Origin of the sequence: Nocardiopsis codii (assembly GCF_036327455.1) — a bacterium.
GTDB classification, from domain to species: domain Bacteria; phylum Actinomycetota; class Actinomycetes; order Streptosporangiales; family Streptosporangiaceae; genus Nocardiopsis; species Nocardiopsis codii.
Genome location: NZ_JAUZMY010000039.1, coordinates 43,765 through 54,275, shown reverse-complemented (window position 1 = coordinate 54,275; position 10,511 = coordinate 43,765). Strand labels below are relative to the sequence as shown.

The following is a 10,511-nucleotide window of genomic DNA, read 5'->3' as shown; positions in this document are numbered from 1 at the left end:
GGCTTCACGATATGTCGCGAGTGGGGAGAACTCAAGATATGTCGCGTAGTTTCGGGGGTGGTTCAGGGAGGGACCGGGGTTCACCCCGAGTCGGCCCCCCCCCCCGGCCCGGGGGGGCGGGGGCCCACCGCACGGGATTCCACCAGCCCTGTGAGACCCTCCCGAGGGGGTGTCACAGGGCCTCCCAGTCCCGTGCCACCATCCCTAACCTGGGGGTATGGACAAGAAGACCGTGCGCGAGTTCCTGGTCAGCAGGAGAGCACGCGTGACACCGGAACAGGCCGGCATCCCCGCCTACGGCGACGACCGCCGGGTCCCCGGGCTGCGCCGTGAAGAGGTCGCGATGCTCGCCGGGGTCAGCATCGACTACTACACCCGCCTGGAGCGCGGCAACATCGGCGGCGCCTCCGAGAGCGTCCTGGACGCGATCGCCCGGGCCCTGGAGCTGGACGACGTCGAACGCACCCACCTGTTCGACCTCGCCCGCGCAGCCGCCCGGCCCCGCACACGCCGTCCGGCGCCCCCGGTCGGCGCGGTTCGCCCCTCGGTCCAGCGGATGCTCGATTCGATGGACACCCCCGCGATCGTCCACAACGCCCGCCAGGACCTGGTCGCGGCCAACCGGTTGGGCCGGGCCCTGTACGCGCCGCACTTCGACACCGACCGGCGTCCGCCCAACATGGCGCGGTTCATCTTTCTGGACCCCCGTGCCCGGGACTACTACGTCGACTGGCCCCTGGCCCGCCGCACCACCGCGGCGATGATGCGCCTGGAGGCCGGGCGAAACCCACTGGACGGCGATCTCACCGCGCTGATCGGGGAGCTGTCGGCGTGCAGCACCGTCTTCGCCCAGGACTGGGCCCGCCACAACGTCCACAGCCACCGCACCGGCGTCAAGTCCTTCCGGCACCCGGACGTGGGCCTCGTGGAGGTCAGCTTCGACGTCTTCGAGCCGTCCGGCGAGGAGAGGTTGTGGTTCGTCACCTACACCGTCGAACCGGGCACGGCCTCGGCGGACGCCCTCGCCCTGCTCGGCACCCTCGCCGCCACACAGGAGGGGACGGCCCCCGAGCGGGACGGCGACACCGACACTGACCCCGCACGGGCGCGGGACCGCCGGACCGACCACGGTTGACGAGGGTGTGCCGGCGGCTCCGATCGGGTCCGTGAGGCCCCGGACCTCCCGTCGCGGAAGACGGAGGTCGCCGTCGCGCCGGTCGGTCCGGGCGACGCCCTCCCGGCCCCCGGCCCCCGTCGTGGAGCTTCCGCATGAATGAGCGGCGACGCCGCCACAGGCAGCGGAAGCTCCCCCCGACGGCACGGCAGAGTGCGGGGTGGGGCGGCCCGGTAGGCGCCCCACCCCCGTGCGGGCGTCGCGCGGACCTCGTCCGCGCCGTGCTCAGAGGGCCATGTCCTCGGCGAAGACCCGGAACCCGGTGCGGTCGGTGTGCATCCGCCACAGCGTGTCCGCCAGCACACCGGGGTCGTGGGTGGGGTGCCCGGGCGTGATCGCCCCGGGGATGATGAGCTGCCCGACGTGGATGTCCTCCGCTTCCAGCACCTCGTTCATCATCCGCGCGTAGGCGCCCTCCCCGGCGAAGGCGATCGAGGTGCCGGCCACGTTCGGGTTGGGCCGGGCGCCGCTGCCGCCGTTGACGAACAGCACCGTGCCACGCCCCAGGAACCGCATCCCCTGGAGGACCTGGTGGACGGCGGTGAGCGGACCGTAGATCGAGAACTCCACGGCTCCGGCCAGGTCGGCGGCGGTGGTCTCCAGTACCGGCCGCAGGAACTCCTTCTGCGGCAGCGGACTGTAGGCCAGGACCTCGACGGGTCCCAGCTCCTGCCCGGCCCGGTCCAGCGCCGACGCGAGCGCGGCCGGATCCCGGACGTCGGCCGCGTATCCGCGGGTCGTCAACCCCTCACCGGCCAGGTCCGACGCGAGCGCGTCGACCCGCTGCTGGTTGCGGGAGATGAGGGCGATGTCGAAACCCCCCGAGCCGAACCGGCGGGCGACGGCCGCGCCGAGTCCGCGGCCGGCTCCGACGATGGCGATGGTGGTCATGGTTCGTCCTTCCAGGTGTTCTGGTGCCGTGTGTCTGTGCATGCGGGACGGGCGCCCCCCGATGGTGGGAGCGCCGTGGCGCGGGGTTGTGGGTGGCCGTTCGTCGCGCGGTGATCCCGCGCCGTTCCGCACCGACCCCCGACGCGCGGCGGTGGGCCGGGTCCCGTGCGGGCTCTGACCGGTGGACCCCGCAGCGGGGTCACAGCGTCAGGAGCGTCTTGACGGCGCGCCGTTCGTCCATCGCCCGGTAGCCCTCGGCGGCCTGGTCGAGGGGCAGGCTGAGGTCGAAGACCCTGCCGGGGTCGATCTCGCGGTCCCACACGCGCCTGATCAGGTCGGGCAGGAACCGGCGCACCGGGGCGGGACCGCCGTGCAGGTGCACGGCGGAGAAGAACAGTTCCTCGCCGGGCAGTTCCACGTCGTGCGCGACACCGACGTACCCCACGTAACCTCCGGGGCGGGTCGAACGGACGGCCTGCATCATCGACTCCTGCGTGCCGACGGCCTCGATCACGCTGTGGGCGCCCAGCCCCTCCGTGAGTTCCCGGACCCTCTCCACGCCCTCCTCGCCGCGTTCGGCGACGATGTCCGTGGCCCCGTAGAAGCGGGCGAGGTCCTGCCGGTCGGCGTGGCGTGACATCGCGATGATCCGCTCCGCGCCGAGCTCTCGGGCGGCGAGCACCCCCATGAGGCCGACCGCCCCGTCCCCGACGACCGCCACGGTCCTCCCCGGGCCCGCCTGGGCGGCGTCGGCGGCGAACCAGCCGGTGCCGAGCACGTCCGACGTGGCGAGCAGCGAGGGGATCAGCTCCGGACCCGGTTGCCCGGGCGTGGCGACCAGGGTGCCGTCCGCGTGGGGGATGCGGGCCCGCTCGGCCTGGGTGCCGATCGACTGGGCCACGAACGACGCGTGCACGCACTTGGACTGGTAGCCCGACCTGCAGATCTCGCAGGTGTTGTCGGAGATGACGAACGAACCGACGACGAAGTCACCGACCCCGACGTTCCTCACGGCCGAGCCGACCTCCTCGACCACGCCGACGTACTCGTGGCCCATCACCTGGCGGTCGACCGGTTCGACCCCTCGGTAGGGCCACAGGTCCGAACCGCAGACGCAGGTCGCGGAGAGCCGTATGACCGCGTCGGTCGGCTCGATGATCTCCGGGTCCTCGCGGTCCTCGACCCGAACGTCCCCGGGCGCGTACATCACGACACCGCGCATGGTTCCCCCTTCGTCCAGAGCCTGCGCGGCGGGCTCCCTCTCCGAGGGACGGGCCGCCCCTGGGGACCCGCCGTCCGACCACGGTAGGCACCCGACCCCGGGTTGTGGGAGGTTCTGCCACAACCCCTGACCGTCCATTGGGGCACTCGGCGCGCCCTGTTGGCGTGCCCGTGCCCGGCGCGAGCCACCGGCCTCTCTCACGGGCCACGGGCGTTCCGGTGCTTGGGGCGCCACCTCGGGGGAAGGACGAGGAGCGTCACCGAACCCCCCGGACGGCCCGTATGCGCGCTCGCGCTCTCCCCTCCCGGCTTCTCGGCGCCGTCGACCTCCTGGTCGCCGCGGCGATCCCCTTCCTCGTCCTCGCGGTGCTGTGCGCGAGCTCCTGGCTGGACGCCTACGGCGAGGGGACGCCGACCCGCGTCCTGGGCCTCCTGCTGGGACTCGTGGGGTTCTTCGGCGGTTTCTTCTCGCTGATGCTCTACCTGCGCTTCGCATCGATGGTGGAGTTCTTCTTCGCGGGCCTGGTCAGTTTCATGGTGCTCGGGGGCGCCTACGCGATCGCGGACCGGATCACCGAGGACGCCCTGCTCAACCGCGGGGTCGCGGTGACCTGTGAACTGCTCGACGTCGCGTCCCGCACGATCACGACCACCACCCACGACGCCGACGGCACCACCTCGAGCAGCACCCGCACCGTGTACGACCACACCCTGGACTGCCCCGGAGACGGACCCACGGCGATGACCCTGGGGTACGGGGCGGGAGCCGAGGGAGAGTCCGTGGAGGTCGCCTACGACCCGCGCGCCCGTATCGACCCGGTCCCCTCGGACTCCCTGCCGACCGGGGCCCCGTCCCCGTGGCCCTGGTGGGTCCTGTCGGCCGCCGCGGTCCTGCGCGTCGGCCACGTGGCGGCGTTCCTCGTCCTGTCCCCCCGCTCCCGTCGCCGCTGACACGCGGGAACGTCCCCGCCCACCTGGGCGGGGACGTCCGTCGGGGGCGGTACGAGCCGCCGCCGAACCGCCGCCGTGGCCGGGCTCCGGAGAACGGGAGGGCGGCGGCTCCCGGGGGCGGGAACGGGCTGGACGCCCTAACGGCCCTCACCCGTGCGCGCGGGGCGGGTACGTGTCATCGCATCACGCTCTTGATGAACGAGGACAGGATCTGCTTGCCCGCGGCACCGGTGATCGACGTTCCGGAGGTCGCGTTCGAGCCCTCGCTCCGCCGGCAGGCGAGAACCGCACGGGAGGTCGAGGGCCCGTAGAAGCCGTCGATCCCGGAGGTGCCGACCGGGAAGCCCGCGGCCACGAGCAGTTCCTGGAGGAACTTCACGCGTTCCCCGGAGTCGCCTTCCCTGAGTCCGATCATGTCCATCTCCTTCTCCTTCGGTGGGGGGCGGGGGAGCCCCGCGGTGTGGTGTTGTCGCAGGTGTGGGTTGCCCGGGGGCACGCGCCCCCGGATCCGGGCGGCTCGTGGTCGGGGGTGTGCGCGTGGGCCGTGCCGCCGATGGGGCCGTCGTCGTCCGTCCCGGCGCGGTTCGGCGCGGCCGTGTCGACCTCGTCACGCGGCGTCTCCCGGCCGCGCGCGAGTCTGTGGGACATGGGACCTCCGTGGGGGAGTGGGAGAAGGAGAGAGGGCACCGCGTGTCGCGACCGGTGACCTGGCGTTCTCGTACCCCGCCCGGTGCGTCGGGGCACAAGCGGGTGGCCTGGTGAGAGGCACCGGGTGGCCAGGTCACGGGCAGGGGTGAGGCGTCGGTGCCGCCGCCGAGCCGCGGGTCCCCTCTGCGAGCGTCCGCTCCGGGGCGGCCCCGCGGGGCCGCCCCGGAGCGAGGGGGCACCGGTCCCGGAAACCCGTTCAAGATCCGATCAACACCGGTCCGGGACGGCCGCTGTCAGAGCGGCCCGCACGGTGCCAGTCCCGGCGTTTCGACCGTCACCCCTGTGCGGAGGACCTTCGGACCCCGGCCGACGGGACCGCCGCACCCGGCGAGTGGCGTGCCCGGAACCCCCGTCAGCGCCGTGCCCGCCTCCGGCTCGCTCACCGCACGCGACCCGCGTCCGCCCTGTCAGAACCGCGCCACCCCGCTGTCAGCCCCGCCTCCTTTCGTGGTCCCGTCCCGATCACCCACGAAGGGGAGACACACCATGTGGACCGGACCGCTGCGCGCCGCCGAGCGTGAGTTCCTGCGACTGGACCTGGACCTGCGCGAGCTCGTCGCACTGCTCGAACCCTGCACCGACATCCGCCCCTCGACCCTGCTGGAGGTACGGGAGCTCCTGCTCTCGGGCACGGTCGCCCGCCAGGTGTGCGACGGGCTCTGGCGGCGGGTGCTCACGGACGCGCGCCGGTCGGAGGAGTGGATGCTCGCCGCCATCGGCCTGGCCATGCCCGGGTTGAAGGCGTGCGCGCGCCGACTGTGCGAGGGACTGGACAGCCGGGGGAGCGAGGACGTCCAGGCGGAGGTCCTGGCGGGCTTCATCGGCGCCGTGCGCGAGATCGACACCACCTGGTACCGGCTGCCGTGGATGCTGCGCTGCCGGGCCCGGCGTTCGGGGCTGCGCGCCCGCAAGGACGCTCTCGCGCACGCGGTGGCGGGGCCCGGGCGGGACGTCTGCGCCGACCGCCCGTCCGGCCACCCCGACCTGGTACTCCAGGACGCCGTCCGCCAGGGCGTGATCAGTGAGCGGGAGGCGTCCGTCATCGGCCGCACCCGACTGGAGGGGGTGCCGCTGACCCGGGTCGCCCTGGAAGGCGGAGCACCCTACTGGAAGCTCGCCAAACGGCGCTCCCGCGCCGAGAAACGGCTGGCGGACGCGGTGCGCTCCGGTCAGGTCGCCTCCCGATCACCGGTCCCGGCACCGGCCTGAAGGCCCCGCCCGGGTCAAGGAACCCGGGCCCCGGTCCCATCCCGCCCCTCCGTCGGCTTCCTTCCCAGTGGAGCACCGGACAGGAGGGCCGGGAGGGCGACTCCGCGGAGAACGGCCCGGAGAAGGCGCCCTCCGAGGACAGGGCCCGGCGCCCTCGCCCCGGGCGGCCGTGGTGGCCGTCGCCCTCCCCGGCGACCCCGCCACGGCCGACCAGGCCGACGTGAGCGCGTACACCGCCCACACCGACGGGGTGTGCCCGCCGCTTCGCCCCGCCCACGACCCTCACCCGCCGAGACGACCCGAGCCGCCAGGAGGCGACCCGCTGATGGCCACCATCGAACTCACCGCACGCGACCTGCGCATCCTGGAAACCCTGCACCTCCACCGGGTCCTGACCACCCCGCAGGTGGGGGAGCTGTTCTTCTCCGGCACCGCCTCGCGCGCAGCCCAGCGCCGCCTCCTCGGTTTCGTCCGGAACGACCTCGCCGAGCGCTTCACACCCCGCCACGTCGGCTGGAACGCCCCCTGCCACTGGGTCCTCGGACCGGAGGGCGCCCGTGTGGTCGCCGCACAGTACGGCCTCACCCCGCAGCAGATCGGCTACCTGCCCGACGCACACCTGCGCCTGGGAGCCTCCTGTCAGCTCGGCCACGCCACCGGCCTGTCCCAGACCTACGTCCGCTTCGCCACCACCGCCCGCGCCACACGGGGCGCCACGCTCCAACGCTGGTGGTCCGGGGCCCGGTGCCGCACCGTCTGGGGGCACCGCGTCCACCCCGACGGCCACCTGCGCTGGAGGCAGGACGGGACCACCCTGGACGCCTTCGTGGAGTACGACACCGGAACGGAGACCCTCCTCCGCCTCACCGAGAAGATCAGCCGCTACCGGGACCTCGCCGTGGAGACCCGGCTGGCGTCCCCCGTCCTGTTCGTCGTCCCCGGACCGGGACGCCTGACCGCCCTGTGCCGCACACTGGACGGCGGCCCGCGGGTCCCGATCCACGTGACCACGCACAGCCAACTCGCCTACCCCGGCCCCACCCGACCCGTCTGGCGCAGGGCAGGCGACCTCACAGGTGCCGTCCGCCCGCTCATCGACCTCACCTGACCGATGATCGCGCTGAACACCGGGATCACGGTGCTCCTGAAGGCCCAGGTGTCGGTGATCGGCGCGGTCGGCACGGACGACGAGGAACGCGCATCGGGCGGAGTCCGACCACGCGGCCGGCCACGCCATCGCGGCGGACGGGACGAGAGCCGGGAACGACCCGAACGCCCACACGAACAGTGACAAGGGGCGTTGGGGCGGTGACACGGAGTACGAAGCCGTGCTCGGGGTATCCCCACTACTGTCCCCCTGGTGGGCCGAGCACGGCGTGGACGGCGACGACGACGGTGAAGCCGACCCGCACAACGCCCACGACACCACCTCCTCCACAGCCGTCGAACCGTGCACCGGCCACCCCCGGGCCACGGTGGACTTCCGCGACGAAGAACAGCTCGCCGACGCGCTCTCGCGCCACAACCCCTGGGACACCACGTTGAGAACGTCCTGGTCGACATCGCCGAACACGAGGAGTACGCCACCACCGCGAGCGGAGGGCACACCGTGAGCGGATCCGGCAGCACCAAGGGCAGGACCGCCGCACAATGGGCCCTCGAACAGGTGGGCAAGCCCTACGTCTGGGGCGGGGAGGGCCCGGACGGGTTCGACTGCTCCGGCCTGACCATGAAGGCCTGGCACGCCGCCGGGGTGACCATCCCGCGCGTCACCACCGACCAGGTCGACGCCGGGACCGAGACCTCCCCGGACGCACTCGCCCCGGGGGACCTGCTCTTCTACGACACCGGAAGCGGCCCGGCCCCCTCCCACGTCACGATCTACGTCGGCGGCGGAAGGATGGTCAACGCCCCGAGCGCCGGAAAGAACATCCGCGTCGAACCCGTCGACGGCCCGTACTACTCCGCCCGCTTCATGTCCGCCACCCGCCCCGGCTAGGTCGTGTTTTTTGCCTCCTTCCGGGCTCGTGTCCGCCAGGCTTCCTCTCGCTACGCCTCTGCGCTCGTGAAGCACAACCAGGCTGAACATCGCACATCGTCTTGCGAGAGATCGCCCGGACGGCCGCTCGCCGACCCGGAAGCCTCCTAAAAAACACTCCCTAGCGGAACAGCCCCCTGCCGACCCGCGGTGGACCCGCCCTCCCGAGGGGTGCGGAGCGTCGAGCCGGTCGGGGCGCTCCTGGTCAGCCGTGGTCCGCGCGTCCCCCAAGGTGCTGCGCGAGGAAGCGCACGGCGGCGCTGAACAGGGTGATCTGGTTCTCCGGGTTCACGAAGCCGTGCCCCTCGTCATGGAAGAGGAGGTACTCGACGTCGACGCCGCGGGCACGCAGGGACTCCACGATGTTGTCGGACTCGGCCTGTACCACGAGCGGGTCGTTGGCGCCCTGGGCCACCAGCAGCGGAGTGCGGATCCGGTCGATCCGGGTGATCGGCGAACGGGCGAGCATGTCCGCCTCCTGTTCGGGGACCTCGGGGTCCCCGACGTAGCGGTACCAGTTGTTGACCAGGCCGGGCCGGACGAACTCCGGCTGGGTCCGCAGGTAGTTCGCCAGGTCGGAGATGCCGACGACGTCGACGGCCGCGGCGAAGCGGTCTGGAGTGAAGGCCGCCCCGACCAGCGCCGCGTAGCCGCCGTAGGAGCCGCCGACGATCGCCACACGGTCGGGGTCGGCGTAGCCCTGCGCCACCGCCCAGTCCACGGCGTCGATGAGGTCGTCGTGCATCTTGCCCGCGAACTCCCCGATCGCGGCCCTGGCATGGGCCTTGCCGTAGCCGGTCGAGCCGCGGAAGTCGACCTGGAGAACCGCGTACCCGCGGTTGGCGAACAGTTGGACGGCCGGGCTGAACCCCCAGGCGTCCCGGGTCCACGGGCCGCCGTGGACCAGCAGCACCAGCGGCAGACCGGAGGGGTCGATGCCCACGGGCAACGTCAGGTACGACGGCAGCGCCAACCCGTCCCGCGCGGTGACCGTCACCGGTGTCATGGGCGCCATCGAGGCCGGATCCAGGTGCGGGAAGGGCCGGAACAGCAACCGGGACTCCCCGGTGGAGTGGTCGTAGAACCAGGTCGCCCCCGGATCGCGGTCGTGGTTGAAGGAGACGACCCACCGCCGGCCGTGCTCGTCGCAGGACACATCGGCCGGCTCTCCGTCGGACAGCTTCTCCAGGTTCGCCAGGACCTCGGCGAAATGCGGGTCCAGGGCGTGGATGACCTGTCGTTCGCCGAGGTAGCGCACCCCCAGCAGTTCGCCCCGGTGGTCACGGATCAGCGGTTCGGGCCGGGCGGGATCGACCTGGGACCGGGTGTCGAGGTCGAAGGCCGGATGGCTGTCGACCTCGGTCTCCTCACCGGTGTTCAGATCCAGTCGGGCCAGGCGGGTGCGGTCGGTGCCACGGTTGGAGCCGATCCACATACCGGTCCCGTCCGGTGTGATCTGGAACGGGTAGACGCCCATCGGGTAGTCGGCGCCCTCCCACACCACCACCTGTCGCAGATCCCCGGTCGCGGGGTCCGACCGGGAGAGGTCCATGTCGCCCTCGGTGGTCATCCGGGCGGAGAACCAGTCACCTTCACCGGCCTGGAACCACACCTTCCCCGGGCCGGGGCTCTCGACCAGTGTCGAGAGCTCACCGGTGGCCACGTCCAGCTCGTGGATGTCGAACTCCCCGGCCACGCGGGCGTTGAGCGACAGGGTCACCTTCCCCGGTCGGCCGAGGGACGCCTCGAACCCCAGGACCTTCGCTCCGGGGAAGGGGGTGAGATCGACCGCCGCGGCGCTCAGATCGTCCAGGTCGACCCGGTGCAGGTGCCAGTTCTCGTCACCGGCGTCGTCCTGGGTGTAGAGCAGCCGGCGCGGGTCGTCGGTCCACGCGTAGCTCATGACGCTGCGGGTCTCGTCGGCGGTCACGCACCGCGGCTCGGAACCGGGGTCGAGGTCCTGGACCCAGACGTTGAGCCGGTTCCTCCACGGCGCCAGAAAGGCGATCCGGGCGCCGTCCGGCGAGATCGACGCGCGGCTGCGCGCCGGCGGGTCGAAGAAGTCCTTGACCGTGTGGAGGTCGGGCAGCGCCATGTCGTGCCTCTTGTTCGTGTTCGGGGACGCGGGCCGGCGCGTGGTCCGGGTGGGGCCCCGTCGTCACGGCACACTCGGGATGCGGGCGCTGTGAGGCAGGCCCCGCGGCCCCACCGGGTTCGCAGGGGACGGGCCCGGCGGTGTCGCGCGTTGTCGGTCGATTCAAGCCGTCGACGCGCTCATCGGTCAGTGGCGTCGCGTCACCACTCCGCGATGACATCCCT

11 protein-coding genes are annotated in these 10,511 nt (G+C 72.5%); 7 read left to right on the top strand and 4 right to left on the bottom strand.

The genetic code is table 11. The features are described from left to right. Nucleotides 1–217: 217 nt before the first annotated feature. A complete protein-coding gene (locus Q8791_RS27840) occupies nucleotides 218–1,135 on the top strand; it encodes a helix-turn-helix transcriptional regulator (RefSeq protein WP_330094802.1) in 918 nt (305 codons plus the stop codon). A gap of 264 nt (nucleotides 1,136–1,399) precedes the next feature. Here Q8791_RS27840 and Q8791_RS27835 read toward each other — a convergent pair whose 3' ends face one another. Both Q8791_RS27835 and Q8791_RS27830 read right to left on the bottom strand, forming a co-directional pair. After that, entirely contained in the window at nucleotides 1,400–2,065 is a 666-nt protein-coding gene (locus Q8791_RS27835; protein ID WP_330094801.1) for an SDR family NAD(P)-dependent oxidoreductase, read from the bottom strand. Nucleotides 2,066–2,264: 199 nt separating this feature from the next. Next, nucleotides 2,265–3,287, bottom strand: a complete 1,023-nt coding sequence (locus Q8791_RS27830; RefSeq protein ID WP_330094800.1) for a zinc-dependent alcohol dehydrogenase family protein — start codon at nucleotides 3,285–3,287, stop codon at nucleotides 2,265–2,267. 281 nt (nucleotides 3,288–3,568) lie between these two features. Between Q8791_RS27830 and Q8791_RS27825 the strand changes: the two genes are divergently transcribed. Further along, complete coding sequence (locus Q8791_RS27825) at nucleotides 3,569–4,237, top strand: hypothetical protein (protein WP_330094799.1); 669 nt, start codon at nucleotides 3,569–3,571, stop codon at nucleotides 4,235–4,237. A gap of 175 nt (nucleotides 4,238–4,412) precedes the next feature. On the opposite strand, the gene Q8791_RS27820 is transcribed toward Q8791_RS27825, so the two are convergent. Further along, the gene (locus tag Q8791_RS27820) at nucleotides 4,413–4,652 is read right to left on the bottom strand and encodes a peptidoglycan-binding domain-containing protein (RefSeq protein WP_330094798.1); all 240 of its coding nucleotides are present in this window, start codon (nucleotides 4,650–4,652) and stop codon (nucleotides 4,413–4,415) included. 779 nt (nucleotides 4,653–5,431) lie between these two features. Between Q8791_RS27820 and Q8791_RS27815 the strand changes: the two genes are divergently transcribed. From Q8791_RS27815 to Q8791_RS27795, 5 genes are all read left to right on the top strand, one after another. Continuing rightward, entirely contained in the window at nucleotides 5,432–6,154 is a 723-nt protein-coding gene (locus tag Q8791_RS27815) for a hypothetical protein (RefSeq protein WP_330094797.1), read from the top strand. 325 nt (nucleotides 6,155–6,479) lie between these two features. Beyond that, a complete protein-coding gene (locus Q8791_RS27810; RefSeq protein WP_330094796.1) occupies nucleotides 6,480–7,262 on the top strand; it encodes a replication-relaxation family protein in 783 nt (260 codons plus the stop codon). A gap of 3 nt (nucleotides 7,263–7,265) precedes the next feature. Further along, on the top strand, nucleotides 7,266–7,445 hold the full coding sequence (locus Q8791_RS27805) for a hypothetical protein (protein WP_330094795.1): 180 nt from the start codon (nucleotides 7,266–7,268) through the stop codon (nucleotides 7,443–7,445). A 37-nt stretch (nucleotides 7,446–7,482) separates the two neighbouring features. Then, a complete protein-coding gene (locus tag Q8791_RS27800) occupies nucleotides 7,483–7,767 on the top strand; it encodes a lysozyme family protein (protein ID WP_330094794.1) in 285 nt (94 codons plus the stop codon). Further along, a complete protein-coding gene (locus Q8791_RS27795) occupies nucleotides 7,764–8,153 on the top strand; it encodes a C40 family peptidase (protein ID WP_330094793.1) in 390 nt (129 codons plus the stop codon). Before Q8791_RS27800 ends, Q8791_RS27795 begins: the two co-directional genes overlap by 4 nt. Nucleotides 8,154–8,397: 244 nt before the next feature. Here Q8791_RS27795 and Q8791_RS27790 read toward each other — a convergent pair whose 3' ends face one another. Further along, nucleotides 8,398–10,287 (bottom strand): S9 family peptidase, encoded by a 1,890-nt coding sequence (locus tag Q8791_RS27790; RefSeq protein WP_330094792.1) that lies wholly within the window; start codon nucleotides 10,285–10,287, stop codon nucleotides 8,398–8,400. Nucleotides 10,288–10,511 lie beyond the last annotated feature (224 nt).